This window comes from Brachybacterium equifaecis (assembly GCF_023509525.1).
In the GTDB taxonomy this organism is placed as follows: domain Bacteria; phylum Actinomycetota; class Actinomycetes; order Actinomycetales; family Dermabacteraceae; genus Brachybacterium; species Brachybacterium equifaecis.
Genome location: NZ_JAKNCJ010000001.1, coordinates 839,702 through 864,521, shown reverse-complemented (window position 1 = coordinate 864,521; position 24,820 = coordinate 839,702). Strand labels below are relative to the sequence as shown.

General features: G+C 71.8%; 22 protein-coding genes and 1 tRNA gene. 16 read left to right on the top strand and 7 right to left on the bottom strand.

Going from position 1 to position 24,820, the window contains the following annotated elements:
• Nucleotides 1-6 precede the first annotated feature (6 nt).
• The gene (locus Bequi_RS03980) at nt 7-2,103 is read right to left on the bottom strand and encodes a hypothetical protein (RefSeq protein WP_249736647.1); all 2,097 of its coding nucleotides are present in this window, start codon (nt 2,101-2,103) and stop codon (nt 7-9) included.
• Nucleotides 2,104-2,244: 141 nt separating this feature from the next.
• Between Bequi_RS03980 and Bequi_RS03975 the strand changes: the two genes are divergently transcribed.
• Genes Bequi_RS03975 through Bequi_RS03965 form a run of 3 tightly spaced genes read left to right on the top strand, consistent with a single transcriptional unit; the run spans nt 2,245 to nt 4,135 of the window.
• Nucleotides 2,245-3,210: a hypothetical protein gene (locus Bequi_RS03975; protein WP_249736646.1), complete on the top strand. Its 966-nt coding sequence runs from the start codon at nt 2,245-2,247 to the stop codon at nt 3,208-3,210.
• Complete coding sequence (locus Bequi_RS03970) at nt 3,207-3,611, top strand: GntR family transcriptional regulator (RefSeq protein WP_249736645.1); 405 nt, start codon at nt 3,207-3,209, stop codon at nt 3,609-3,611. Before Bequi_RS03975 ends, Bequi_RS03970 begins: the two co-directional genes overlap by 4 nt.
• On the top strand, nt 3,608-4,135 hold the full coding sequence (locus Bequi_RS03965; protein WP_249736644.1) for a GNAT family N-acetyltransferase: 528 nt from the start codon (nt 3,608-3,610) through the stop codon (nt 4,133-4,135). Before Bequi_RS03970 ends, Bequi_RS03965 begins: the two co-directional genes overlap by 4 nt.
• A gap of 38 nt (nt 4,136-4,173) precedes the next feature.
• On the opposite strand, the gene Bequi_RS03960 is transcribed toward Bequi_RS03965, so the two are convergent.
• Nucleotides 4,174-4,779, bottom strand: a complete 606-nt coding sequence (locus Bequi_RS03960) for a PKD domain-containing protein (RefSeq protein ID WP_249736643.1) — start codon at nt 4,777-4,779, stop codon at nt 4,174-4,176.
• 431 nt (nt 4,780-5,210) lie between these two features.
• Nucleotides 5,211-5,831: a DUF6318 family protein gene (locus Bequi_RS03955; RefSeq protein ID WP_249736642.1), complete on the bottom strand. Its 621-nt coding sequence runs from the start codon at nt 5,829-5,831 to the stop codon at nt 5,211-5,213.
• A 184-nt stretch (nt 5,832-6,015) separates the two neighbouring features.
• On the opposite strand from Bequi_RS03955, the gene pheA reads away from it, so the two are divergent.
• Nucleotides 6,016-6,972 carry a prephenate dehydratase gene (gene pheA / locus Bequi_RS03950; RefSeq protein ID WP_249736641.1) on the top strand — a complete coding sequence of 319 codons (957 nt, stop codon included), beginning with the start codon at nt 6,016-6,018 and terminating at the stop codon, nt 6,970-6,972.
• 71 nt (nt 6,973-7,043) lie between these two features.
• Here the strand turns inward: pheA and Bequi_RS03945 are convergent, their stop codons facing one another.
• The gene (locus Bequi_RS03945) at nt 7,044-8,267 is read right to left on the bottom strand and encodes a diacylglycerol/lipid kinase family protein (RefSeq protein ID WP_249736640.1); all 1,224 of its coding nucleotides are present in this window, start codon (nt 8,265-8,267) and stop codon (nt 7,044-7,046) included.
• A 121-nt stretch (nt 8,268-8,388) separates the two neighbouring features.
• Between Bequi_RS03945 and serS the strand changes: the two genes are divergently transcribed.
• On the top strand, nt 8,389-9,651 hold the full coding sequence (gene serS, locus Bequi_RS03940) for a serine--tRNA ligase (RefSeq protein ID WP_249736639.1): 1,263 nt from the start codon (nt 8,389-8,391) through the stop codon (nt 9,649-9,651).
• 112 nt (nt 9,652-9,763) lie between these two features.
• The gene (locus Bequi_RS03935; protein ID WP_249736638.1) at nt 9,764-10,672 is read left to right on the top strand and encodes an HAD family hydrolase; all 909 of its coding nucleotides are present in this window, start codon (nt 9,764-9,766) and stop codon (nt 10,670-10,672) included.
• Between the two features lie 4 nt (nt 10,673-10,676).
• On the opposite strand, the gene Bequi_RS03930 is transcribed toward Bequi_RS03935, so the two are convergent.
• On the bottom strand, nt 10,677-11,666 hold the full coding sequence (locus Bequi_RS03930) for an NAD(P)H-quinone oxidoreductase (RefSeq protein WP_249736637.1): 990 nt from the start codon (nt 11,664-11,666) through the stop codon (nt 10,677-10,679).
• A 30-nt stretch (nt 11,667-11,696) separates the two neighbouring features.
• Here Bequi_RS03930 and Bequi_RS03925 point away from each other — a divergent pair, with 30 nt between their 5' ends.
• The 3 genes from Bequi_RS03925 to Bequi_RS03915 all read left to right on the top strand — a co-directional run bounded on the left by Bequi_RS03925 (nt 11,697) and on the right by Bequi_RS03915 (nt 16,224).
• On the top strand, nt 11,697-12,668 hold the full coding sequence (locus Bequi_RS03925; RefSeq protein WP_249736636.1) for a PfkB family carbohydrate kinase: 972 nt from the start codon (nt 11,697-11,699) through the stop codon (nt 12,666-12,668).
• Entirely contained in the window at nt 12,662-13,315 is a 654-nt protein-coding gene (locus tag Bequi_RS03920; protein ID WP_249736635.1) for a nucleoside/nucleotide kinase family protein, read from the top strand. Before Bequi_RS03925 ends, Bequi_RS03920 begins: the two co-directional genes overlap by 7 nt.
• A gap of 140 nt (nt 13,316-13,455) precedes the next feature.
• Nucleotides 13,456-16,224, top strand: a complete 2,769-nt coding sequence (locus tag Bequi_RS03915; RefSeq protein ID WP_249736634.1) for an HAD-IC family P-type ATPase — start codon at nt 13,456-13,458, stop codon at nt 16,222-16,224.
• Here the strand turns inward: Bequi_RS03915 and Bequi_RS03910 are convergent.
• On the bottom strand, nt 16,181-16,795 hold the full coding sequence (locus tag Bequi_RS03910; protein ID WP_249736633.1) for a TetR/AcrR family transcriptional regulator: 615 nt from the start codon (nt 16,793-16,795) through the stop codon (nt 16,181-16,183). The genes Bequi_RS03915 and Bequi_RS03910 overlap by 44 nt on opposite strands.
• A gap of 120 nt (nt 16,796-16,915) precedes the next feature.
• Between Bequi_RS03910 and Bequi_RS03905 the strand changes: the two genes are divergently transcribed.
• From Bequi_RS03905 to Bequi_RS03875, 7 genes are all read left to right on the top strand, one after another.
• Entirely contained in the window at nt 16,916-18,244 is a 1,329-nt protein-coding gene (locus tag Bequi_RS03905) for an ABC transporter permease (RefSeq protein WP_249736632.1), read from the top strand.
• A 47-nt stretch (nt 18,245-18,291) separates the two neighbouring features.
• A tRNA-Ser gene (locus Bequi_RS03900) sits at nt 18,292-18,379 on the top strand.
• A gap of 133 nt (nt 18,380-18,512) precedes the next feature.
• Nucleotides 18,513-19,400 (top strand): hypothetical protein, encoded by an 888-nt coding sequence (locus Bequi_RS03895; protein WP_249736631.1) that lies wholly within the window; start codon nt 18,513-18,515, stop codon nt 19,398-19,400.
• A 22-nt stretch (nt 19,401-19,422) separates the two neighbouring features.
• Nucleotides 19,423-19,746, top strand: coding sequence for a nucleotide pyrophosphohydrolase (locus tag Bequi_RS03890; protein ID WP_249736630.1), 324 nt, complete (start codon nt 19,423-19,425; stop codon nt 19,744-19,746).
• Complete coding sequence (locus Bequi_RS03885; RefSeq protein ID WP_249736629.1) at nt 19,733-21,469, top strand: DUF2075 domain-containing protein; 1,737 nt, start codon at nt 19,733-19,735, stop codon at nt 21,467-21,469. The genes Bequi_RS03890 and Bequi_RS03885 overlap by 14 nt, the downstream gene beginning before the upstream one ends.
• A gap of 79 nt (nt 21,470-21,548) precedes the next feature.
• On the top strand, nt 21,549-22,382 hold the full coding sequence (locus tag Bequi_RS03880) for a sugar phosphate nucleotidyltransferase (protein ID WP_249736628.1): 834 nt from the start codon (nt 21,549-21,551) through the stop codon (nt 22,380-22,382).
• A complete protein-coding gene (locus Bequi_RS03875; protein WP_249736627.1) occupies nt 22,379-23,713 on the top strand; it encodes a GHMP family kinase ATP-binding protein in 1,335 nt (444 codons plus the stop codon). Before Bequi_RS03880 ends, Bequi_RS03875 begins: the two co-directional genes overlap by 4 nt.
• A gap of 3 nt (nt 23,714-23,716) precedes the next feature.
• On the opposite strand, the gene Bequi_RS03870 is transcribed toward Bequi_RS03875, so the two are convergent.
• Complete coding sequence (locus Bequi_RS03870; RefSeq protein WP_249736626.1) at nt 23,717-24,721, bottom strand: helix-turn-helix transcriptional regulator; 1,005 nt, start codon at nt 24,719-24,721, stop codon at nt 23,717-23,719.
• Nucleotides 24,722-24,820: the final 99 nt, after the last annotated feature.

Sequence of the window (24,820 nt, the reverse complement as noted above, 5' to 3'; positions counted from 1 at the left end):
ACCCGCTCAGACCGAGCCCGGCCCCTGGTGCGCCGCGACCGGCGCCTGTGGCGGCCCGGCCGCTCCCGCAGCATCCTCGCCGCCCGTCGGCAGCAGCTGCCCGAGCGCCAGCACCCACAGGCCGAGCATCGCGGCGATCAGCACGGGCCCCGTATCGTTCACGAGGTAGCCGAGCCATCCACCCGCCACCAGTGCGATCCGCACCGGATAGGCAATCGGCAGGGCCGCATCGAGCGCCGCGAGGCTCCGCCAGCGCAGTCGCCGCGGCATGAGCGCGGCGATCGACCCCGCGAGCGCGAGCGCCACGATGAGGGCCAGCACCGGGATGCCCAGCAGCATCCCGAGATTCTGCGCGAACTTGCGCACGATGACGCCAGCGAGCTCTCCCGAGAGGATTTGGTCGATGAAGCGCCCGAGGTGCGTGCGCGCGGCCGGGGGCCGCAGCCAGTCCAGCAGCGAGACGCCCATGACGGCTGCACCGCCCCCGACCCCGAGCGCGAGCACGTGCCAGAGCCGCAGGCGGATCCCGGCGACCAGCAGTGCGAGCAGGCCGAACGTCGGCACGGTGACGAGCATCGAGCCGAAGTCCGCGCCCATCGTCGGCGCCACGCAGATGCCGGCGATCACGAGCCAGGTGCCGATGGTCCAGAGCGCCCGGGAACGGGGCCGGAGCACCCGGGTGAACAGGCACAGCAGGGCCGCGAGCGAGGCCGCGAGCACGAGGCCGAACAGGTGGTTCGACATCCCGTAGTAGCGGCCGCCGGAGATCGCCTGCGCACCGAGCGGCGAGCCGAGCTGCCAGGGCGAACCGGCGGCGCATTCCAGCAGGATCAGGCCCGCGACCAGGGCGGATGACACCCCGAGCGGACCGAAGCGGCTGCGGCGCCAGGGCCCCAGCAGCACGATCGCGCTGAGCACGATGCTGCCCGCCCAGACCCACCCGGTGAGGGCGAGCGCGGGATGCCCGGCCCGCCACCACGGCACCAGACCCGCATACAGGCCGACGGGCAGGGCGAGCGGCGCGATCGCCATCAGGGCCCGCGAGAGGCGCAGGAGGCGCGGTCGCCGAGCGGCGGCGGGGACGAGACGCAGCACCAGTCCGATGAGGCCCAGCGCGAGCCAGCTCCCGAGGGCGGGGACCGTCGCGGCGTCGACGAGGCGCGCAGCCTGGGTGCGATCGGTGGCGATGACCAGAGGGCTCGTGGAGACCTTCTCAGCGAGGAAGGGCTGGCCCGGGAGGGGGCCGACGGGGGTGATGCCGTAGCTCGCGAGGATCGTCGGCGCCACGTCGGTCAGGACGACGACTCCGCTCTGGTGGGTGGAGCCGCTGGTCAGCAGGCCGCCGGGGTCGGCGCTGTCGGCGGCGACCTGGAGGCTCGCGGCGGCGCGGCCGGGGAGCACCGGGTCCGCGGGGCCATCGGGGGCTGAGCCCGGGCCGTCCGGAGCGGAGTCATCCGGCAGCTCCGCGACCGAGAGCAGCAGGGTGCGCGGGGCGCCGGAGGCGGGATCGCCGACGGCCTCGCAGCCTCCCGCGAGGTCCAGGACGGCCCCGGCGCGCGCGTCGAGGGCGGCGAGCTGCTGTGCGCGATCGGTGCCGGCGGGAGAGCTGCCTGCGGGGGAGAGGGCTCCGAGGTCTGCGAGCACGAGCGCGTCGGCGGGAAGGGCATCCGGCAGCGCCGCGCCCGCACCGATCTCGACGACGGGGACGGGGAGCTGCTCCAGCTGGTCGACGGCAGGCGAGGGGATCCCGGCGCTCGGCGCGGCCTCAGCCGCGAGACCCCTGTACCCGGTGCGCACGCTCTCCATTCCCTGGGCCTGCGTCGAGCGGGGAGTCGTGCTCGTGGTGCTCATCGCTCCCGCGCTCGAGCGATCCGCCAGGCAGGCGAGGTGCGGCGTGGCGCTGGGGGAGACGTCCTCCCAGGTCAGCCCGGCCGTCAGCAGGACGAGCCGGACGGGCCGAGAGGAGCCCGCGCCGCCGTCCTCGCCAGGGGAGCCGTCGGCCGCAGCCAGCGGTGCGAGCAGCGCCGCCGCAGCGGCGAGAGCGAGCAGGAGGAGCCCGAGCAGGCGACCGCGCGCGGTCGAGAGCGGGAGGGAGCGCGGCATCGTCTGATCGTACGGGGAGCGTCTGCAGGGATGCTTGTGTCGGGGCCTTGACACAAGTGGTCGACGAACCCACACTTGTGCCAAGCATCTGGGACAAGATGCTCCCTCCTGACTCCGCGTCGGCACCTGAAAGGCTCCCCGATGAGCGCTTCCCTTGCATTCCTGATCATGCTCGTCCCTCTGGCGGCGGTGCTCCTGCTCGGCCTTGCCGCATGGCTCGGCACCGAGCGCACGGGCCTGCACCGGGGCGCGCTCGCCGCCCGCTGGATCGGCCTGCTCGCAGGCGGGGCGGTGATGATCGCCATGCTCGCGCTGTCCGTGAGCGGGACCTGGCCGGGCGGACGGCTCGGGCTCGGCGCCTTGACGGGCACGGCTCCGATCGTGGGTGCCGGTGTCCTGATCCTCGCGATCCTGATCGGGGAGCTCACGATCCCCGCCCACGGCGCCGAGCGCGCAGGATCTCTCGTGCCCCGGAGCCTGGGGAGCATCGTCCCGCGCACTGCTGCCGCGATCACCGCCGGCACCGTGCTCCTCTTCATCGGTCTCAGCGCCATCACCTCGCGCCAGGGCTCTGCGGACGATCTCGGCAACCCCGGCCGTTCGTTCAGCTACGGGAGAGTGCTCGCCGACGGCACGCAGGTCACCGGTAGCATCGGCCCGTTCCCGGGGACCTGGTACACGGTGCCCGCGGGCGCAGCGGCGCTGCTCCTGCTGGTCCTCGCCGTGATCGCGATCCTCGTCATCCATCGCCGGCGGCCGAGCCTGGATGCGGCCGATGCTCTCCTGCGCTCGCGGTCCCTGGTCTCCGTCCTCGGGGCCGTGGTGCTCGGGCTCTCGCTCGTGACGGCGGCGTTCGCCTCCTTCGCTCAGCATGCGTATCGCGGCGCTCTGCTGAACGCTGCCGATCTCGCTCCCGAGGCTGGTCCTAGGCTGCTCGGACTCCCTGACGCCGCCGTCGCGGCAGCAGGTGCCGCGGTGGTCCTGGCCTTCGTCGGCAGCCTCGCCGGGATGCTCATGGTCTGCATCCCCTCCGTCCTCGCCCGCGGGACCCGCACGCGAGCGGCTGCCGCGACTGCACCCGCGGTGATCGCCGGGACGCCCGCATGAGCCGCATCCTCATCGACCTCGCCGATCCCACCCCGCCCTACGAGCAGATCCGTCGCGGCATCCTCGAGCAGCTCGCGCTCGGCGCGCTGAAGGCCGGGGACCGCCTGCCGACGATCCGCGCTCTGGCCCGCGACCTCGGGGTCGCCCCGGGCACCGTCGGCCGGGCGTTCAAAGAGCTCGAGGAAGCGGGTGTGCTGGAGACCCGCCGCGGGGGAGGGACGACGGTGGCTGCCAGTGCAGCGTCGCTGCTCCCTCAGCCCTCAGCGCCCGCGGACGCGATCGACGAGGACCTGCTCCGCCTCGCCCAGGACTTCATCGCTGCGTCCCGCAGCGACGGCCACGAGGACGCCGCGATCACGGAAGCCGTGCGGGTGGCCCTGCGCCGAGACCAGCCTGCATGAACGCCGTGCGCCTCGAACCTCTCGGTTCTCACCACGCGTACGCGATCCTCGCGGGCCAGGACGATCTCCTGGCTCGCGAGGCCTTCGGGGCTCTCTGGACGCCAGAGGCGCTCGCAGTGTTCCTCGCCCGAGCCGAGCGCTGGCGTCCGGGCGGTCCGATCCAGGAGTTCGCCGCTATCGGCCCCGACGGCGACGGTGGTGCCGTGTCGCGCGGTGTCATGGTCGGCGGGGGCGGAATCCACCGTCTCGGCCCTGGACTCGAGCGCCACCAGGCAGACATCTCCTACTGGCTGCTGCCTGCCCACAGGGGTCGAGGGCTCGGCCATGCCCTCGCCGCGGACCTGGTCCAGCGTGCCCACGCGCTCGACGGCGTCAGGGAAGCGATCCTGCGCATTGATCCGGCGAATCTGGCTTCCCAGGCCGTCGCTCGCCGCCTCGGCGCCCTGCCGGCCGGTCTGACCGAACCCCACTCGGCCGGCGGTGGACACCGCGCGCAGCGGTGGGTGCTCGAAGCGGGCGACTGATCGAGCTGCCGCGCGCACCGCGCGTGTCCTGCGCAGTCTTAGGAGTGCGACGCGTCGGGGTCGACGGGCCCTTCGGTGAGGGGCGTGCGGGGCGGGAGCCAGGGGTCCGCGTCCTCGTCGGCAGGAACGTCAGGGTTCACGAGCCGGGACTCGAGGGACTTCGAGAAGATCGCGACCGGTGCGGAGGTGACGTCGATCGTGCCGTCGATCGACTGCCAGGGACCGCCTGCCACGGAGTACTGACCGGCGAAGGTGGTGGTGAGCGTGACGTCGTACCAGCCCTCGTAGCGGTAGCGGTGAGCCACGTCGGTCGAGGGGAAGGGCGCTCCGGGCTTCGTGGTGGTGATGGTGCTGCCGTCTCCGAGGTCCCAGGTGTAGGACGTGGGGATCGCGCGCACGGCGACGGGTGTGCCGAGGAGCGTGGTGTCCAGCTCCTGGGTCGACGACTCCGCGTAGAGGACCAGATCCATGTTCACCGGGAGCCAGCCGCCCGGCGGGCCGACGTGCGCGGTGAGCGGAGCGACGGGGAGGGCGGCGAAGTCCGACTGGGTGAGGACTATGGGGACCGGAGCAGAACCCGCGGACGCTGCCCCGCCGCTGGGGAGAACGCAGCGATAACCGAGGTCAGTGACGGTGTCATCCACCGTGTTAATGAGGCTGCCGCGCTGGGTCTGCCCGTTAGAGGCCCCTTGTCGATCCATATAGGGGACGAAAGTGTCAACGCCGTATCCGCGAAGCGGGGCAGTACTGGATGCTTCGCATGTATTCGCATCCACCGTGCACGACCATGCGACTCCCTCCTCCGCCCGTGCGCATCCTTGTCTCTGCGGCTTATTGACGTTCTTCCACCTATCGAAGATCGGTGACGCTCGATGAGAACCACCCTGGCGGGGACTCATTTCGAGAGCGGTGTCAAGAATGGCATTCGCAGTAGCCCCGGAAATTTCCACCGCGTCAGAATGGTCGTCATTCGTGAACGCTATTTCAGCGAGAGCGGAAGGGGTGAGGAGGGTCCACGCGCTCGCGACGAGGACGAGTATGAGTGTCGACGCGGACTTCCTCGGGAGAATCGTGATCACGGCTGGACGTCTTCTGCGGGTTGGATCGTGTAAGCATCGACGCGCCAGCCGCCCGGCTGCCAGCTCATTCCACCCACCGAGACTACTTTCACGTCTTCAAAGTGTTGCGGCTCGCCGCCGGGGATGCGTTCGGTGTGCGCGGCAATCGTGAAACGGTAGCCGATTTCAAGTTCATGCAGACTGGTCTCTTGGGCAAAAGTTCCGTCGTCGAGGAGCTCGGTCTTGGACCAATATCGGCCGTCAGCGTCTACTTCCCGAATTTGCTCAAGGCTGTCCTTGCACGGCTTGCACTCAGGCCCGAAGAGTGGCTCATAGAGGGAGTCGTCCCCAGTCTCCAGAGACCAGATGTTTACCGCCCAGAAATACCGGAACGCCTGCTGCGCCCCCTCCTCGGTCCGCTCGTCCTTGCCGGGGAAGTCGGCCGGATCAGGCGCGGGCACATCCGGGCGCGCGGGCGGCGCTGTGGTGGAGGGCGCGGGCTCGCTCGTCGCGGGCGCAGTCGTGGTGGCCGCCGCGCTGGGCGCAGGCTCGGCCTTCTCGCCATCGCCGCACGCGGAAGCGCCCGCGAGGAGGGTCGCGGTCGCGGCGAGTGCGAGAAATCGGCGGTGCAGCTGCATCGGTGCCTCCGGGGGTTCGTCTGCTCGCACAGTAATGCGCTGGCGGTCGCCTGAACAGAGATATGCCCGTATGTGGATAACGCGCCTCGCCATCGTGCCTCCCCAATGCGCCTCGCCTTCGCGCACCTGCCCTTGCGCTGATCCGCTCCCCGCCCGCACCCTCCCCGCCGATACCCTGACCCTCATGCGCTACGGATTCCTCGGCCCCGAGACCACGTTCACCCACCAGGCCCTGCTGCAGGCCCTGGTGGAGCTTCCCGCCGAGCGCTCCGCCGAGGCCGAGCTCGTCCCCTTCACCTCGGTCGCCACCGCCACGAATGCCCTGGTCGACGGTGAGATCGACGCGATCATGGCGCCGATCGAGAACTCGGTCGAGGGCGGCGTCTCCGGCACGCTCGACGTCCTGGCCGCGCACAAGCGCATCACGATCGTCGCCGAGCAGATCGTGCCCATCACCTTCGTCCTCGCCGCGAAGGAGCCCAGCGCCCTCAGCGCGATCCGCGAGGTCGCCTCGCACACCCACGCGCAGGCCCAGGTGCAGCGGTGGCTGCGGGAGAACCTCCCGTCGGCCGCGATCCTTCCGGCCTCCTCCACGGCAGGGGCGGCTCAGGCGCTCGCCGAGGCCGAGCCGGAGGAGGCCCGGGGCCGCGCGGCGATCTGCTCGCCGCTGGCCGCAGAGCACTTCGGCCTCGCAGTGCTCGCGCGCGGCATCGAGGACAACGTCGGCGCGCAGACCCGCTTCGTGCTGGTCACCCGCAACGACCGCATCCCCGCGCGCACGGGGGCCGACAAGACCACTCTCGTGGTCCAGCTCCCGGCCGACCGTCCCGGATCCCTGCTGGAGATGCTGGAGACCTTCAAGGTCAACGGCGTGAACCTCTCGCGCATCGAATCCCGCCCGCTCGGAGACGCGCTCGGCCGCTACTCCTTCTCGATCGACATCGAGGGGCATCTCGAGGACCGACGGGTGGCGTCGGCCCTGCGCGGACTGCACCGCTCCTGCGCGGTCACGTACCTCGGCTCCTACCCGCGGGCCGACGGGCAGCGCACGCAGATCGATCCCGTCATGGCCGACGGCGCCTACGACGCCGGGAACGAGTGGGTCCAGAGCCTCAGCCGGATGATCGCCCCGCAGTCCTGAGGCCGCAGTCCTGACGTCGCAGTCCTGAGGCCGCCGCGCTGAGCCTCCCGCGGGAGTCTTCGGCGCGGAGGCTACTTCTGCTTCTCCGCGCGCTGCGCCCCGACGCGCATCGTGATCGCGCCGGGGTCGACCTCGGCGCGGATGTGCGTGGCCTTCTCGGCGGTGTCGCCGTCGAGCTGGATGGGCTGGGGCTTCGAGGTGATCACCTCGACGGCGGTGGTGAGACCGCGCTCCATGGTGGAGAGCTTCGGGTGGGTGCGGGCCCGCGGGTTCACGATCTTGGTGAGGATCTGGCCGAGGCCTGCGGGACCGCGCCAGGACAGCACCATCAGCTCGAGCTGCGCGTTGTCGATCGCGGCGTCGGGCATGAGCACGATGCCGGCGGGGAGCTTGCCGACGTTCCCGATGAGCACGGTGCGCGCGGCGACGGTCTTCGGCGCCTGCCCCGGGAGCGTGAGCCGCGCCTGGAACGCGTGCCCGGCGATCTTGTTGAGGCCCGCGAGCACGTAGGCGATCCAGCCGATCCGCTTCTTCATCCCGGAGTCGGTCGCGCCGATCACTTCGGCGTCGGCCCCGACGCCCGCGATCACGAGGAAGATCTGCGGGTCGCTGACCTCGAGGTCGCGCGCGGTGAGGCCGGTGCGCATCCAGCCGACGTCGATGGGCTTGTCGACACCCTCGACCGCGGTGCGCAGCGCCTTCTCGACGTTGTCCAGCGGGATCTCGAGGTTCCGGGCGAGGAGATTGCCGGTGCCCGCGGGGATGATGCCCATGCGCGCCTCGGCGTGCGCGAGCGCGGAGGCGACCATGCGCACCGTGCCGTCTCCGCCGGCGGCGATGACGAGGTCGGAGCCGTCCTCGATGGCCTCGAGCGCCTGGCCGTAGCCGGGGTCCTCCACAGTGGTGTCGTAGAAGTGCAGATCCAGGCGCGCGTCGATGCGCTCGGCGGCGCGGCGTGCGCGCTCGCGGAACTGCTCGGGATCGTCGTGCTTGGAGGGGTTCATCACCACGGCGATGCGCGCGAAGGCGACCGGCGGCACGTCGAGGGCTGCCCCGCCTGCGGCCTGCGCGATCCCGTGCTGCCGGTGCCCGGCGAGGAGCTGCCCGCCCTGGCCCGCGGCGACCATCTCGCGCCGCTCCACGCTCGCCGCGCGCGCGGCCTCGCTCTGCTGCGCGGCCAGTCGGGAGATGTCGCGGCGGTGGGCGCGCAGCAGCATGAGCACCGCGATCAGCAGGATCACCACGATGGCGCTGAGGGCGATCGAGACGATGGCGAGAATGTGTTCCGTGCTCATGGCCGAAGCCTATCGGGTGTGCTCGGCCCCCCTCGCGCGGCCGCCGGCCCGGCTCCGCACAGCCGTCGGCCCGCCCGGGCGCCCGCCCTCGTGCGTCCCCCGCCCCCGGTATCCTGGCCCCATGATCGATCTGCGACTGCTGCGCGAGAACCCCGACGTCGTCCGCGAGGCCCAGAAGGCCCGTCGGCGCGACCCTGCGACGGTGGACGCCGTGCTGGAGTCCGACGTCGCCTGGCGCGAGGCGACCGGGGCGTCGGAGTCGGCGCGCGCGGAGCAGAAGGCCCTCGGCAAGCAGGTCGCCCAGGCCAAGGGCGAGGAGAAGCAGGCCGTGCTGGCCCGCGCCAAGGAGCTCGCCGCGCGCGTGAAGGAGCTCGAGGCGCAGACCTCCGAGCTCATCGCTCAGCGCGACGCCGCCCTGCGCCGCATCCCGAACATCGCCGAGGGCGCCCCCGAGGGCCTCGAGGAGGACTTCGAGGTGCGCGAGACGATCGGCGAGAACCCGACGTTCGACTTCCCCGTGAAGGACCACCTGGAGATCGCCGAGGGTCTGCGCGCGATCGACATGGCGCGCGGCGCGAAGGTCTCGGGCGCTCGCTTCTACTTCCTGCGCGGCGTCGGCGCGCAGCTCGAGCTCGCGATCCTGAACTCGGCGATGGAGCTGGCCACGAGCGCCGGCTTCACCCCGATGATCACCCCCACCCTCGTGCTCCCCGAGACGATGGAGGGCACCGGCTTCCTCGGCGAGCACGCCGACGAGGTCTACCACCTCGACAAGGACGACGACCTCTACCTCGTCGGCACGAGCGAGGTGCCGCTGGCCGGCTACCACAAGGACGAGGTGCTCGACCTCTCGGACGGCCCCCTGCGCTACGCCGGCTGGTCGACCTGCTACCGGCGCGAGGCCGGCAGCTACGGCAAGGACACGCGGGGCATCATCCGCGTGCACCAGTTCCAGAAGGTCGAGATGTTCAGCTGCTGCCGCATCGAGGACTCCTACGAGGAGCACGAGCGCCTGCTGGGCTGGGAGCGCGAGATGCTGGCGCGGATCGACGTCCCCTACCGCATCATCGACACCGCCGCGGGCGACCTCGGCACCAGCGCAGCCCGCAAGTTCGACTGCGAGGCCTGGATGCCGAGCCAGAACACGTACCGCGAGCTCACCTCCACCTCGAACTGCACGCAGTTCCAGGCGCGCCGGCTGAACATCCGCGAGCGCACGGAGGACGGCCTGCGCCCGGTCGCCACGCTCAACGGCACGCTCGGCACGACCCGCTTCATCGCCGCGATCCTCGAGAACCACCAGCAGAGCGACGGCTCCGTGGTCGTGCCCGAGGGCCTGCGCCCGTTCCTCGGCGGCCGCGAGGTCTTCGAGCCGATCGCCTGAGGTCGCGCGGCGTCAGCGGCCCCAGCGCTGCGCGTCGCTCCTGCGCCGCGCGACCCTCCGGGGTCGCCTGCGGTTCACCGCGGCTTCAGGGGCACCTGGGATGCTGGGAGGCATGAGCATCACCTCCAAGAGCATGTCCCCGTCCTTCCCGGCCGACGCGTTCCCGACCCCCGTCGGCGAGCATGACGCGATCCTGTCGGCGCTGCAGGAGCGCCTGGCGCCCCTGCTGGGGCGCGAGGTCCTGTTCGGACTGGACGTGGACGGCACGCTCGTGGACCACGACGGGCGGATGTCCCCGGGCATGCACCGGGCGCTGCAGCAGGCCGCGACCCAGCAGCACGTCGTGATCGCGACAGGCCGCTCCCTCGGCGCGACGCTGCCGATCGTGCGCGCCGCGGGGATCGAGCGCGGCTTCGCGGTGTGCTCGAACGGCGCGGTCACCGTGGAGCTCGATCCCGCTGCCGACGGGGGCTGGCGGGTCATCGACACCCGCACCTTCCACCCGCAGGAGGCGCTCGAGGCGCTGCGCCGCGTCGCCCCGCACGCCCATTACGCGGTAGAGGTCGCCAGCGGCGAGGTCTACGCGACCCCCGGCTTCCAGGACCAGAGCTTCGGCGTGGAGACGATCGCCACCGACCTCGACGCGCTGGTCGTGATGGAGGCCGTGCGCGTGGTCGTGCATGTCCCGGACCTGTCGGCCGAGGAGTTCCGCGCGCTGATCAAGGACTCCGGCGTGAACGGCGTGCAGTACGCGATCGGCTGGACGGCCTGGCTCGACATCGCCGCTCCCGGGATCTCCAAGGCGAGCGCCCTGGAGATGGTCCGCGAGCGCCTGGAGATCGCGCCCGAGGCGACGATCGCCGTGGGCGACGGCTTCAACGACGTCGAGATGCTGCGCTGGGCCGGCACCGGGATCGCCATGGGCCAGGCGCTCGACGGCGTCAAGGACGCCGCTGACCTGCAGACCCTCGACATCTGGAACGACGGCACCGCCGAGGTGCTGCGGGTGCTGGCGGGCTGACCTCTCACTCCACCTCAAGGATCACCTTCCCGAGGTGCCCGCCGTCGGTGAGCACGCGGTGGGCGGCGGAGGCCTCGGCGAGCGGGAAGCGCGCCTGGACCGGCACGCGGATCGCGCCGCTCGCGATCATCGGCCACACGAGATCCTGCGTGACCTGCAGGATCCGGCCCTTGTCGGCCACGGCGCGCAAGCGCAGAGTCGTGCCGACCACGCGGGCGCGCTTGCTCATCAGCGCGCCGACGTCGAGCGTCCCCCTCGCACCGCCGAGGGTGCCGATGATGACCAGGCGCCCGTGCTCGCGCAGCATCGCCACGTTCTCCTCGAGGGCCGATCCGCCGACGACGTCCAGGATGATGTCCGCCCCCGTGCCGTCCGCGCTCCCATCGCCGACAGCCGCCGCGACGTCGGTCGTGCGCCGGTTCCAGGCCTCGTCGGCCCCGAGCTCCCGCGCGGCGCGGACGGCCTCGTCGGATCCGACGGTCGTCATCACGTGCGCCCCGAGCGCACGGGCGAGCTGGATCGCGAAGGAGCCGATGCCGCCGGTGCCCCCGTGGATCAGCACCCGCTGCGGCTCCGCGGAGCGCGAGGCGGGCCAGGGAGAGAGGCGCCGGCCGCTGCCGGTGAGGCCGCCCTCGATCACGAGGTTCGAGACCACGGTCGCCGCGACCTCCACGAGCCCCGCGGCGTCCCGCAGGTCGATGCCCTCGGGGGCGGCGAGGATCTGCTCCTCGGGAACGGCGACGGTCTGGGCGTACCCGCCGCCGGTCAGCAGCGCCACGACCTCCTCCCCGGTGTCGCGTCGGCGCCCGGAGACCTCGAGGCCGGGCAGCGGGGAGGCCCCCGGCGGCGGCGGGTACTTCCCGGCGGCCTGGGCGACGTCGGCCCGGTTCACCCCGGCGGCGACGACGTCGACGAGGACCTCGCCGGGCCTCGGCACGGGCTCGGGGACGTCTGCGAGGCGGAGGGTGCGGTCGTGGATCTCGATGGCGCGCATGCGACCACGCTAGGGCGCTAGGTTCGGAGCATGCCGAATGCCGCCAGCCCGCCCTCGCCGCCCCGCCGCCCGCGCGGACTCTTCCTCGGCCTCGCGACCGCCGACCTGACGAGCGCGGTCGAGGAGCGCCCGGCCCCGAACACCAAGGTCACCGCTATCTCGCAGAGCCTGCGGGGCGGCGGGCCGGCGCTGAACGCGGCCGTCGCCTTCGCGGCGCTCGGGGGATCGGCGACGCTGTTCGCCCCCGTCGGCCGCACCGCGCTGTCGATGGCGATCCGGGAGGACCTCGCGGAGCACGGCGTCGCCCTCGTGGATCTCGCGGACCTCGACTTCACCCCGCCCGTCTCCGCGATCACCGTCTGCACGGCCGACGGCTCCCGCGACGTGGTCTCGGCCGACGGCGCCGGGTTCCCGCTGCGCCTCGAGGACGAGACCTGGGATGCGCTGGACTGGGCGGCCCAGCGCTGCGACGTCGCGCTGCTCGACGGCCACGGCGGCCAGGTCGCCCTCGAGGCGGGCAACCGCATCGCCGCTCTCGGCAGCGCGCGGGTGGTGCTCGATGCCGGGCGCTGGCGCAAGGCGTTCAGCCGCCTCCTGCTCGCCGCCGATGACGTGGTCTGCTCGGCGGACTTCATCGTGCCCCGGGAAGCGGATCCGCTCGAGAGGCCCGCCGACGGGCCGACGATCGGAGCGCCGTCGCGCGACGCCCTGGAGGCGATCGCCGCCTTCGGGGCCGGCGCGGTGCTGCAGACGCAGGGCGCGGGAGCGATCCGCGGGCTCGACGACGGCCGCCCCTTCACCATCGACCCGCCCGCGATGGCGCGCGTGGTGGATACCAACGGCGCGGGCGACATCTTCCACGGCGCCTACTGCCTGGCCCGCGCGCAGGGCAGCAGCGCGCAGGAGGCGGGGGAGCGGGCCGCTCGCGTGGCCACGTTCAGCTGCGGATTCGAGGGCACGCGCGCGTGGATCGAGCCGTGGCAGGAGGAGCGCGCATGGTGACCCCCGAGTCGATGATGCTGCCCGCTCTCATCGCCGAGGCCCGCGCCCTCGCCGAGCGCGCCGCTGAGACCGGCGCCCGCACGATCCTCGGCATCACCGGCGCACCGGGCGCCGGCAAGTCCACGCTCGCCGCCGCCATCGTCGACGCCCTCGGCCCGGATCTCGCGGCCCTCGTGCCGATGGACGGATTCCACCTGGCCGGCAGCGTCCTCGCGGCGCACGGGTCGAGCGCGCGCAAGGGCGCGATCGACACGTTCGACGACGCCGGTTTCGCGGCGCTCCTGGAGCGCCTGCGCGCGCGGGATCCGGGAGAGGTCGTCTTCGCGCCGCGCTTCGACCGGGAGATCGAGGAGCCCGTGGGCTCGGCCCTTCCGATCCGGCCCGAGGTGCCGCTGCTGGTGACCGAGGGGAACTACCTGCTGGCGGCCGGCGGCCGCTGGCCTCGTGCCCGCGCGGCGCTGGATGCGGTCTGGTTCCTCGAGCTCGAGCAGGAGGAGCGCCAGCGGCGTCTCATCGCCCGCCATGAGCGCTTCGGCCGCACCCCGGAGCAGGCGCGCGCGCACGCCCTCGGATCCGACGAGGCGAACGCGCGCGCGATCGCCCTGCGGCGAGCGCGGGCGGACCGGATCGTGACCCTCGCGAACTGAGCATTTCGGGCCTGCGACCAGGACGAACGTCCCGTCGGCCGCCCCGGGACCGGCAGTCTGGGAGGCCAGGACCCCGATCCTCGCGCAAAGCCCAGACGAGTCCCAGGGAGAGCTCAGGCTCCGCGGCGAGGTTCGAAGAGATGACACCTCCAGCCGCCCCCGCCATGTCCGCTCCGACCGCGGAGACGCTCCTCCCCGCCCCGCACGCGGCCAGGATCGAGGATGTCGCCGGGCACCTCGATGCGCGGCCGGAGGGCCTCGGCGCGCAGGAGGCGCAGCGCCGCCTCGACCAGCACGGGCCGAACGCCCTGCCCGAGGGTGAGCAGGAGTCGCGACTGGCGCGCCTGCTGCGCCAGCTGAACGACCCGATGATCTTCGTGCTCCTCGGCGCCGCGCTCCTCACGCTCGTGCTCGGCGAGTACGTCGACGCGATCGTGATCGCCGCGATCGTCGTGGCGAACACCCTCATCGGCTACGTCCAGGAGGGCCGCGCGGCGAACGCCCTGGAGGGCATCCGCGGGATGCTGTCGCTCGATGCGCAGGTGCGCCGCGCGGGCACCTGGACCCGCATTCCGGCCGAGGAGCTCGTGCCCGGTGACGTCGTGCGCCTGGCGGCGGGAGACAAGGTCCCCGCGGATCTGCGCCTGACCGCCGCCTCGAACCTCACCATCGAGGAGTCGGCGCTGACCGGCGAATCCCTCGCCGTCGGCAAGAGCCCCGAGCCCGTGGACCCGGACGCCGGGATCGGGGACCGCACCTCCATGGCCTTCTCCGGCACCGTCGTCGCCTCCGGCAGCGGCCGCGGCATCGTCGCCGCGACCGGCGGCGGCACCGAGATCGGCCGCATCACCCGGATGCTCGAGGACGTCGAGTCGATGGAGACGCCGCTGACCCGGCAGATGGGCGCGTTCTCGAAGAAGCTCGCGATCGCCGTCGTGATCCTCTCGGCGGTGCTGCTGGTGGGCGTCGGCCTCGTGCACGACTACGGGTGGGTGGAGCTGCTGATGGCGACCATCGGCTTCGCCGTCGCCGCGATCCCCGAGGGCCTGCCCGCGGTCCTCACGATCACTCTCGCCCTCGGCGTGCAGGCGATGGCGAAGCGCCGTTCGATCACCCGCCGCATGAACTCCGTCGAGACGCTCGGCTCCGTGACCGTCATCTGCTCCGACAAGACCGGCACCCTCACCCGCAACGAGATGACCGTGCGCACGGTCGTCACCCCCGAGGCGACCTACGAGGTCAGCGGCACCGGCTACGCCCCGGAGGGCGCGATCGCGCGCGACGGCTCCCCGGTCAGCGCCGCCGAAGCCGAGGATCTCCGCCTGCTCGCCGCCGTCGCCGCCCGCACCAACGACTCGACCGTGTCCCTGCGCACGCGCGAGGACGGCGAGACGGAGTGGGCCCTCGCCGGCGAGCCGACCGACGGCGCCCTGCGCACCTTCGCGCTGAAGGCGGGCGTGGAGTCGGCCGACGAGCAGCGCGAGTCCGTGCTGCCCTTCGACTCCGAGGTCAAGTACATGGCGACTCTCGACGTGATCGAGGGCGTCGGCCCCGTCGTGAACCTCAAGGGCGCCCCCGACCGCCTGCTCGAGCGCTGCGACCGGCAGGGGAGCGGGCCCGGCGCGACCGCGCCGCTGGACGCCGCGCGCTGGGAGCAGGAGATCGACGCGCTCTCCGCCCAGGGCCTGCGCGTCCTCGCCGCCGCCACCCGTCGGGCGGGCGAGGGCCGCAGCGACGTGACGCGCGAGGACGTCGACGCCGGCGGCTTCGTGCTGCTGGGGCTCTACGGGATCATCGACCCGCCCCGCGAGGAGGCGGTCGCGGCGATCCGCGCCTGCCACGACGCCGGGATCCGCGTCGTCATGATCACCGGCGACCACGCCGGCACCGCGACCGCGATCGGCCGCGAGATCGGCATCGAGACCGAGCAGGGCGCCGTCACCGGCGCCGAGCTCGAGCAGGCGAGCGACGCGGAGCTCGGCGAGCTCGCCCGCACGCACAACGTGTTCGCCCGCACCAGCCCCGAGCACAAGCTGCGACTCGTCTCCGCGCTGCAGGATGCCGGCGAGGTCGTCTCGATGACCGGCGACGGCGTCAACGACGCCCCCTCGCTCAAGCGCGCCGACGTCGGCGTCGCCATGGGCATCAAGGGCACCGAGGCCACGAAGGAGGCGGCCGACGTGGTGCTGGCCGACGACAACTTCGCGACCATCGAGAGCGCGGTCGAGATGGGCCGCACGATCTACGACAACCTGCGCAAGGCCATCGTCTTCATCCTGCCCACCAACGGCGCGCAGGGCCTGGTCATCCTGGTCGCCATGGTGCTGGGGATGACGCTGCCGATGAGCCCCGTGCAGGTGCTGTGGGTCAACACGATCACGGCGGTGACCCTCTCGCTCGCGCTCGCCTTCGAGCCCGCGGAGCCCGACATCATGCGCCGCCCGCCGCGCTCGCCCAAGGAGGGCATCATCGGCGCGGAGGGCCTGGTGCGGATCATCTACGTGTCCCTGCTGATCGGCGGGATCACCCTCGGCGTGTTCTGGTGGGGCCAGTCGGCCGGAGTCCCGCTCGCCGTCGCCCAGACGACCGCCGTGAACACGCTGGTCGTCGGGCAGATCTTCTACCTGCTCGCCGCGCGCTTCTCCCGCACCACCAGCCTGCGACCGGCCCTGCTGACCACGAACCCCGTCTCCTGGGGCGCGATCGGCCTGATGCTCCTGCTGCAGCTCGCGTTCGTCTACGTGCCCTTCCTCCAGGTCGCCTTCGGCAGCGCGGGCGTGGGCTGGAGCGGCTGGCTGATCCCGCTCGCGGCAGGCGCGGCGGTGTTCGCGGTCGTGGAGATCGACAAGGCGGTCCGGCGGGTCCTCAGCCGTCGGCCGGCGGCGCCGTCGGCCCATCCAGGCCGATGAGCGCATCGACCCCCGCGGCGAAGCCCTCGATGTCGGCGGTTCCCGTCAGCGCGGACTGCACCAACCAGCCTTGGAGCAGCGCGACGACGACGCGCGCCGCGGTGCGCGCCTCGGCGGCGGGCTCGGCGCGGCCCGCCTGCGCGAACCAGGCCTCGAGGTAGAGCGCCATCGTCGCGTGGAGGGAGCCGAGGATGTCGGTGAACACGCGGCGGATCTCCGGGCGGTGGGCGGCCTCGCCCCAGACCTGCACGATCAGGCTGCTGTGCGGGACGCCGAGGGGGAGGGTCGTGAGCAGGGCGGAGATCATCTCGCCCGGGGTCGGCAGGGGATCCTGCGCCAGGAGCCCCTCCACGATCTCCCGGCGGTCGTCGGCGATGCCCTGGGCGACCGCGAGGAGGATGTCGTCCTTCGAGTCGAAGTACCCGTAGATCGCCCCCGCCGACAGGCCCGAGGCGGCGATGACGTCGGCCATGGTCGTGGCGGTGAGGCCCTGGCGCATGATGCACGCGCGCATGGCGCCGACGATGCGCTCGCGCTGCTGAGCGCGGCGGGACTCGGAGATGCGGGGCATGATCTCCATCATAGGGAACGTCCGTTCTGTTTGTGGGAGGAACCGGGGTGCGCATACTCAGAACGTTCATTCGTTTTGGGCTCACGCGATCGTGCGGGCCCTCGCAGACTGGAGACGGCAATGACCTCTGACTCCCCGTCGCTCGGTGAGACCGACGCGCATACGCATCGCGCTGACCTCGCCCCTGCCCCCGGCGCCCCCGCAGTCCCGAACGGTGCGGAGGGGTCCGTCGCCCTCGACGAGCCGACCCCCTCGCCCTGGGGCAAGTCCGTGATCATGGGCCTGGTCGCCGTGGGGATCGTGACCCTGGTGCTGCTCGCGTTCCTCTGGCCCACCGCGACCTCGGAGGCGAAGAACCTCCCCGTGCAGGTCGTCGCCTCGCAGGAGGCCGACGACCAGTTCATCGAGAGGACCGACGCGGCCGCCGCGGAGCAGGGCGCCGACCTGCCCTTCGAGTTCACCCGGGTCGACTCCCGCGACGACGCGATCCAGGCGATCAAGGAGCGCGAGGCCTACGGCGCGTACGTGCTCCCCGCCGCCGCCGGCGAGAAGCTCGAGGTCCTGACCGCGAGCGCCGCGAACGCGAGCGTCGCGACCATGCTGACCCGCATCGGCGATTCGATGGTCACCGGCGGCGCCCGCGCAGGCATCGCGCAGGCCCAGCAGGCCGCCGCCTCCGGGCAGGCCCCCGCTGCCGCGAACCCGCAGCAGGCCGCGCAGATGCAGCAGCAGATGCTCGCCCAGCTCGACTCGGCCCTCGAGGGGCCGACGGTCACCGACGTCGTCCCCCTCGATGAAGAGGATCCCCAGGGCGCGGGCCTCGCCGTCGCATCCCTCCCTCTGACCATGGGCGGGATCGTGGGCGGCATGGTGCTCGCCAACGCCCTGCGCGGCACCTGGCGCCGCGTCGTCGGCGTGCTCGTGTACGCCGCCGCGGGCGGGCTCGTGATGGTGCTCGTGCTCGACACCTGGTTCGGTTTCGCTCCGGCGCCGACCCTCCAGCTGTGGGCCGCGATCTCGCTGAGCCTCGCGGCGACGGTCGGGCTGATCGTGGGGCTGCACAGCGTGCTCGGGGCTCCCGGCCTCGGCATCGGCGCGATCATCACGATGCTCATCGGCAACCCCATCGCCGCTGCACAGACGCCGCGCGAGTTCCTGCCGGGGCCCTTCGGCGAGATCGGCCAGTGGTTCGTGCCGGGCGCGACGGGCACGCTCGTGCGCGACCTCAGCTACTTCCCGGAGGCCAGCACCCTGCACCCGTGGCTCGTGCTCGCGGGCTGGGTGGCGCTGGGCCTCGTGCTGATGGTCCTCGGCCATCACCGCACCGGCGGTCATGGCCACTCCGGCGGCGGCCGCGCGGCGCGGAACGCTGCGGCGGAGGCCGGAGCGCGGAGACTGCACCATCACGAGGCGGCGATGCCCGTGACGACGGCGGATGCCACCGCCTGAGCTGCGCCCCCGGTAGGCTGGCCCCTGCCCGATCCCGATCGGGCGCTGGAGAGGTGGCAGAGCGGCCGAATGCGGTGGTCTTGAAAACCACTGTGCAGTGACCCTGCACCACGGGTTCAAATCCCGTCCTCTCCGCCCGTGTTGGCGAGGGTGAGCCGGTCGAGTGCGACCCGCCCGCTCTGGCCGACAGCGAGACCGACGTCCTGTTCCAGAAGATGGAACAGGACGTCGGTCTCGCTGCATGGGGCGAGGCAGTACGCTCCCCGTCATGCCCCGCTCCCGGGAGTCCGCGGTCGATGCTGATCCCGGCGCGATCCTCTCCTTCGCCACTGGCAAGCCGTCGGCCGAGTCCCCGAACCCGACGGGGCGGTGGGGCGCGCTGGTCGTGCTCGCCCGCCCGCGGGAGCGCAAGGCGGTGGTCGTCGGGGTGCTGTGCGGAGTGTGGAACGCCCCGCCGACGTGGGAGGACGTGCGCGAGCAGCCGCTCCTGCGTCACGCGACCTGGCCACGCAATGCGAACAGCCGGGTAGTGTTCGGCTGGGATGCGATCGATCTTCGTCCGGAGGAGATTCCCCAGCTCACCCTCCTCGGCAGCCGCGAGCTGACGGAGGAGGAGACCAAGGAGACCTGGTGGTATCTCCGCACGGAGTCGACCTCCGGCACGACCTGGGCCCCCTTGAACTACGTCTGTGGTGATGTCGAGCGGGAGTGGCGCTGGGAGCACGATCGCGAGGCCCTTCTCGCCGAGCGCGAGCGCGAGCAGGCGGTCCGTGATGCCGCCGGGAAGGCGGCGAGACAGCGCTTCGAGCAGCGCCTGAAGGGCCTCACCCTCCAGACCCTCCTGACCGAGGACCCGTTCGCTCGCTGGGCGGAATCGCCCCCGTTCCCCGATGCTGCGTTCCGGAAGGCCGCGACCGACGCCGTCCACGAGACCTGCGCACAGATCATCGTCCTCGGCCCCAAGCCGCGCCGACCTGCGGTGCGGTCCGCGCTGAAGGACCTGGTCGCTCGACTCACCGTTCTCGACGCCGAGGCGGGCGAGGTGATCGAGACGGAAGAGCGCGAAGACATCCTCGTCGTCATGGAGGAGATCGCCTATGCGTCCGGCCAGCGCGTGCTGGTCGAGGAGTTCGGGGACTGGATCGAGGCGTGGTGATCCTGCCCAGTAGATTGCCCTCATGACCACTGCCGACGTCACCGCAGCCCTGCGCGCCCTCGTCGCCGAGCGGGACTGGGGGCAGTTCCACACCCCGGCGAACCTCGCGAAGTCGATCTCCATCGAGGCCGCTGAGCTGCTCGAGCACTTCCAGTGGAGCGACGAGGCGAGAGACCCGAGCGGCGTGGCCGAGGAGCTCGCCGACGTGCTCACCTACTCTCTGCTGCTCGCCGATCGTCTCGGCCTCGACCCCGAGGCGATCGTGCTGGACAAGCTCGAGACGACCCGCCGGAAGTACCCCGTCGAGAAGGCGCGAGGGGTGAGCACGAAGCATGACCGGCTTTGAGATCCAGCGCCTGAGCTTCGACGATGCGTCGGTCGCGAGCATGCCCGCCCTGCATGAGCGGTTCGAGGACTGGCCCGTGGTCTACACCCTCGACGACGGTCGCAGCGTGTACGTCGGGGAGTCGCAGAGCGCGGCGAACCGCATGCGCCAGCACCGCGCGAATCCCGACAAGCGCCCGCTGCGCGCCCTGCGGGTGATCGTCGACGAGACCTTCAACAAGTCGGTGTGCCTCGATCTCGAATCCACCCTGATCCGCTGGTTCCAGGGGGATGAGCGCCTCGCGGTGCTGAACCGCAACGACGGCATCACCAACGCCGACTACTACCGGCGCGAGGAGTACCGGGAGACGTTCGAGGACATCTTCGCCTCGCTGAAGGCCGAGGGGCTGTTCCAGCGGACCATCCCGCAGATCGAGAACAGCGACCTGTTCAAGCTCTCGCCGTTCAAGGCGCTGAACCGGGACCAGGCCGTCGCCGTCGAGGCGATCATGGACGGCCTCGTGGAGGATCTGCGCGCGGGCCCTCGGCACCGCAGCCTCTCGATCGTCCAGGGCGACCCCGGCACGGGCAAGACGATCGTCGGCATCTACCTGATGAAGCTGCTGGCCGACATCGCCGGGCGCCGCGACCTCGAGGACTCGGATCCGGATTCGCTGTTCTCCGACTACTTCCTCGTCGGCACCCAGGAGCTGTTCGTCGGGCTACGCGTCGGGCTCGTCGTGCCGCAGCAGTCGCTGCGCAAGTCCATCGAGAAGGTCTTCGCACGCACGCCGGGCCTGGACAGGGTGCAGGTGCTCAGCCCCTTCGACGTCGGCGGCGACCCCGGCGAGTGGGACGTGCTGATCGTGGACGAGGCGCATCGCCTGAACCAGCTCGCGGCCCAGGCGCACGGCACGCTGACCAAGCGCTTCAAAGAGATCACCGCGTCGCTGTTCGGCACGCTGGACCCCGCGATCACGCAGCTCGACTGGATCCGCGCGAAGTCCCGCCACGTGATCCTGCTGCTCGACACCGCGCAGAGCGTGCGGCCTGCCGACATCGGCCCCGCGGCGTTCGCGGGGGTCATCGCCGCCGCCCGGGCCGACGGGCGCCACTACCCGCTCGTCTCGCAGATGCGGGTGGCCGGCGGGAACGACTACATCGCCTTCGTGCGGGCGCTGCTGTCGGACGAGCCTCCGGCGCAGGCGCCCGACTTCGGGGGCGACTACGAGCTGCGTCTGGTCGACTCGGCTGCCGAGATGATCGCCCAGATCGCCGCGAAGGACGCCGAGCACGGCCTCTCGCGGGTGCTCGCGGGGTACGCCTGGGACTGGAAGAGCCGCAAGGACCCCGCCGCGTACGACATCGAGCTCGGGGAGGCGCGCCTTCGCTGGAACTCGAAGGCGGTGGACTGGATCAGCTCGCCCGCCTCGGTGCACGAGGCCGGATCGATCCACACCGTCCAGGGCTACGACCTGAACTACGCGGGAGTCATCATCGGCCCTGACCTGCGGATCGACCCCTCCAGCGGGAAGCTCGTCGTCTCCCGGGCGGACTATCGGGACAGGGCGGGCAAGAGCGGAATCAAGATGCGCGGGATCCCCACGACCGACGAGGACCTGCTGCGCTACATCCGGAACATCTACGCGGTGCTGATGACCCGCGGGATGCGGGGGACCCTCGTGCATGTGGTCGATCCGGGGCTGCGGGAGCGGTTCGCGCGGGCGCTGGGGGCGGCTGGCTGAGGCGTGCGGGCCCCGTCGGCCCCCGCGGCGCTCCTCGCACGGAAGCGCGGCCCGCGCTCCCGATGGCATGATCGGCCCCGTGACCTCCACCTCAGACTCCGTCGCCGCCCGGGCCACCCCGTCGATCACCACTGCCGTCGTCCTCGCGCGCGGGCTGGGCAGCCGCATGCGCGCGAAGGGCGGGGCCGCGCTCACCGCCGCGCAGGCGGCAGCCGCGGCCTCCGGCCATAAAGCGCTGATGCCCATCGGCGAGCACCGGCTGATCGACTACTCGCTGAGCGCTCTCGCCGACGCGGGGATCCGCCGGGCGGTGCTCGTCGTCGCTCCCGAGCACGAGGAGTTCAGCCGCCATCTCGCTGAGGTGACCCCCACCCGGCTGGAGGTCGCTCTCGCCGTGCAGGAGGAGCCCCGGGGAACGGCCGATGCGGTCGCCTCGGCGCGCGAGGTCGTGGGGGAGCAGCCGTTCATCATGGTCAACGGCGACAACCTGTACCCGGTGGAGGGGGTCGCGCGGCTGCTGCGGGCGGAGGGGAACGCGATGCTGGGCTTCGAGCGCGCCGCTCTCCTGGAGCGCAGCAACATCCCGGCGGAGCGCATCGCCGCCTTCGCGCTCATCGCGCACCGGGGCGGACGGCTCGAGCGGATCGTGGAGAAGCCCGACGCCGCGACCCTTGCGAGCGTCGGCCCCGATGCCCTGGTGAGCATGAACTGCTTCGCCTTCACCCCGGAGATCTTCGAGGCCTGCGCGCGGATCGCGCCCTCGTCTCGCGGTGAGCTCGAGATCGTCGATGCGGTGCGGGCACTGGAGGAGGTGCAGGTGCTGCCCTTCGCGGGAGGCGTCCTGGACCTCTCGCGCCGTGAGGACATCGCCGACGTGCAGCGCCGACTGTCGGGCGTCGAGGTCGCCCTGTGACCCCGAAGTCCGCCGACTGGTCGATGCCCGGCAGGATCGAGGTGCTCGGCAAGCACACCGACTACGGCGGCGGGCGGGTGCTGGTCTGCGCGGCCCAGCAGCGGATCACCGTCCGCGCGGAGAGGATCGCCGGGCGACCCGGCAGGCTCGAGGTCTCCTCGGACGCCTATCCCGGCATCCTTCCGCTGGACGCCGACGTCGCCCCGCTCCTGCCCGGGGGGCACTGGGGGCGCTATGTCCACACGGTGCTCGCGCGCCTCACGGAGAACTTCGGCCCGCTGGGCCCGGCCCGGCTGACCGTCAGCTCGGACCTTCCGCCGGCCTCCGGGATGTCCAGCTCCTCGGCGCTGATCACCGGCGTCGCGATGGCGCTCGCGGACCTCGATGATCTGCCCGCCACTGAGGCGTGGAGCGCGCAGCTGCCGGATCGGGTGGCGCTGGCCGGATACGCGGCCGCGATCGAGAACGGGAAGAGCTTCGGGGGGCTGAGCGGCCGCCCAGGGGTGGGCACCAGCGGAGGCTCCCTCGACCACACGGGGATGCTCACCAGCGAGGAGGGCATGATCTCCGCTGCGGAGTTCGACCCGATGCGGATCATCGACCGGGTTCCGCTGGCGCCCGAGTGGTCCTTCGTGATCGGGGTCAGCGGCGTGCTCGCCGAGAAGACCGGGGCCGCCCAGGAACTCTACAACCGGGGACCGGCGCTGCTCGGCCAGATCCTCGAGCGCTGGAACCGGGAGCAGGGGCGAGCCGACGCGACCGTTCAGAGCGCGCTGGGCGGTCTGCTCGGCGATGACCTGGAGTCCCTGGTGGCGCTTGGCGAAGATGTCGCAGTCGACGGTGCGACGGGCGCGGCGCCGACGTCGTCGGGCGCTGCCGATCGGATGACCGCCGCCCTTGACCGGGAGGAGCGGCTCGCGCCCCTGCGGCGCCTGGCCGCTGCGGGGCCCGAGCGACGACGGCTCGACCAGTTCCTCCTCGAATCCGCCGTGCTGGTGCCGCGAGCGGAGGCGGCTTTGCGCGCGGGAGATCTCGACTCCTTCGCCGCGGCCGTGGCGATCTCCCAGCGCCTCGCCGAGACCCACCTGGGGAACCAGGTTCCCCAGACCGTGGAGCTGGTGCGGAGCGCAGTCGCCCTCGGCGCGCGCGCGGCCTCCAGCTTCGGCGCCGGGTTCGGCGGCAGCGTCTGGGCCCTGGTCCCGACGGCGGACGCCGACGGCTTCGCGCAGGAGTGGATGCGCCGCTATCGCAGCGCCGTCGGGGCGCCCGAGGGTGCGAAGGCGCTGGTGACCCGCCCGGGGGCGGCGGGTTGGCGGGTCGAGCGGGCGTGAGGCCTAGGTGTACTGACCGGACACGTTAGTCGGTACGGATCGTCGGGATCGATAACGTGCCGTCAATGCTTCGGCACGCACGTACATCGCATCGCGGACGGATTCTGGCGCTAGTACTTCGGCGTCCGTATCAAGCCGCCACACTGCCCACACCGCGTGGCGCAGGTCTTCGAAGGTAACGTCGAGGCGGATCCAATCATCCGGCTCCGGTTCCTCGGCCCGGACAGATCTGGCATTCTCCAGCAGTTCCTCACGACGTGAGGTCTTGATGCGGACGACGACGGGGATGTGGTTCTCGGAGAGGAACTGTGCGGTGCGCTCGGCCCAGATGCGGTCGAGATCGACCTGCGCGGGGCGTTGCGCTGGTTCGGGGAGCTCTTCGGCGCTGAGCATCCGAGACAGACGGTACGTCCGATCGTCTCCGGACCTCGTCGCCAGCAGGTAGGTGCGCCCGCGGACGGTGACCAGTCCAATCGGATCGACGGTTCGACGACTCGGTGCTTTACCAGGTGCCGCGTAGTTGAATCGCAGCCGGCGGCCGGTGAGCACCGCGGCTCGGACCTCGCTCATGACGCCGTCGGCCAGGTCTTCGGTGGGGGCACGGCGAGAGAGCAGGTCGGTCTCCGGCTCCACGAGGAACCGTTTGGCCGCATCGCCGAGACTCACCTGGTGCCCCTCGGGCAGCGCGTCGACGACCTTGCGCATCGCCGAGGCTAGCGGTGCGCTGAGGCCGAAGACCTTCTCGCCGCGGTCTGATCCGGCGGTGAGCAGCGCGAGTGCCTCGTCATGGTTCAGCCCGGTCAGTTCGGTGCGGAAGCCGGGAAGGAGTGAATAGCCGCCGTGTCGACCACGGTCGGCGTAAACGGGGACGCCCGCAGTCGAGAGGGCGTCGATGTCGCGCAGCACGGTGCGCGTGGACACTTCGAGCTCACTGGCCAGCTGGTCGGCGGTTATTCGGCCTCGCTGGCGCAGCAGGAGCACCAGCGAGACCAGTCGGTCTGCTCGCATGCATCCATCTTTACCAGAAAACACGACACAAGGTGTCGTGATTCGTTGGGAGGCTAGTAGCGCAGCGTCGAGGACGGCGGCCATAGGGCGGCCGGGCGC

What these genes read in the sequence shown, in the direction of transcription:
- Bequi_RS03980 (WP_249736647.1), bottom strand. Translation starts at nt 2,103, where the DNA reads ATGCCGCGCTCCCTCCCGCTCTCGACCGCGCGCGGTCGCCTGCTCGGG.
- Bequi_RS03975 (WP_249736646.1), top strand. Translation starts at nt 2,245, where the DNA reads ATGAGCGCTTCCCTTGCATTCCTGATCATGCTCGTCCCTCTGGCGGCG.
- Bequi_RS03970 (WP_249736645.1), top strand. Translation starts at nt 3,207, where the DNA reads ATGAGCCGCATCCTCATCGACCTCGCCGATCCCACCCCGCCCTACGAG.
- Bequi_RS03965 (WP_249736644.1), top strand. Translation starts at nt 3,608, where the DNA reads ATGAACGCCGTGCGCCTCGAACCTCTCGGTTCTCACCACGCGTACGCG.
- Bequi_RS03955 (WP_249736642.1), bottom strand. Translation starts at nt 5,831, where the DNA reads ATGCAGCTGCACCGCCGATTTCTCGCACTCGCCGCGACCGCGACCCTC.
- pheA (WP_249736641.1), top strand. Translation starts at nt 6,016, where the DNA reads ATGCGCTACGGATTCCTCGGCCCCGAGACCACGTTCACCCACCAGGCC.
- Bequi_RS03945 (WP_249736640.1), bottom strand. Translation starts at nt 8,267, where the DNA reads ATGAGCACGGAACACATTCTCGCCATCGTCTCGATCGCCCTCAGCGCC.
- serS (WP_249736639.1), top strand. Translation starts at nt 8,389, where the DNA reads ATGATCGATCTGCGACTGCTGCGCGAGAACCCCGACGTCGTCCGCGAG.
- Bequi_RS03935 (WP_249736638.1), top strand. Translation starts at nt 9,764, where the DNA reads ATGAGCATCACCTCCAAGAGCATGTCCCCGTCCTTCCCGGCCGACGCG.
- Bequi_RS03930 (WP_249736637.1), bottom strand. Translation starts at nt 11,666, where the DNA reads ATGCGCGCCATCGAGATCCACGACCGCACCCTCCGCCTCGCAGACGTC.
- Bequi_RS03925 (WP_249736636.1), top strand. Translation starts at nt 11,697, where the DNA reads ATGCCGAATGCCGCCAGCCCGCCCTCGCCGCCCCGCCGCCCGCGCGGA.
- Bequi_RS03920 (WP_249736635.1), top strand. Translation starts at nt 12,662, where the DNA reads ATGGTGACCCCCGAGTCGATGATGCTGCCCGCTCTCATCGCCGAGGCC.
- Bequi_RS03915 (WP_249736634.1), top strand. Translation starts at nt 13,456, where the DNA reads ATGACACCTCCAGCCGCCCCCGCCATGTCCGCTCCGACCGCGGAGACG.
- Bequi_RS03910 (WP_249736633.1), bottom strand. Translation starts at nt 16,795, where the DNA reads ATGCCCCGCATCTCCGAGTCCCGCCGCGCTCAGCAGCGCGAGCGCATC.
- Bequi_RS03905 (WP_249736632.1), top strand. Translation starts at nt 16,916, where the DNA reads ATGACCTCTGACTCCCCGTCGCTCGGTGAGACCGACGCGCATACGCAT.
- Bequi_RS03895 (WP_249736631.1), top strand. Translation starts at nt 18,513, where the DNA reads ATGCCCCGCTCCCGGGAGTCCGCGGTCGATGCTGATCCCGGCGCGATC.
- Bequi_RS03890 (WP_249736630.1), top strand. Translation starts at nt 19,423, where the DNA reads ATGACCACTGCCGACGTCACCGCAGCCCTGCGCGCCCTCGTCGCCGAG.
- Bequi_RS03885 (WP_249736629.1), top strand. Translation starts at nt 19,733, where the DNA reads ATGACCGGCTTTGAGATCCAGCGCCTGAGCTTCGACGATGCGTCGGTC.
- Bequi_RS03870 (WP_249736626.1), bottom strand. Translation starts at nt 24,721, where the DNA reads ATGCGAGCAGACCGACTGGTCTCGCTGGTGCTCCTGCTGCGCCAGCGA.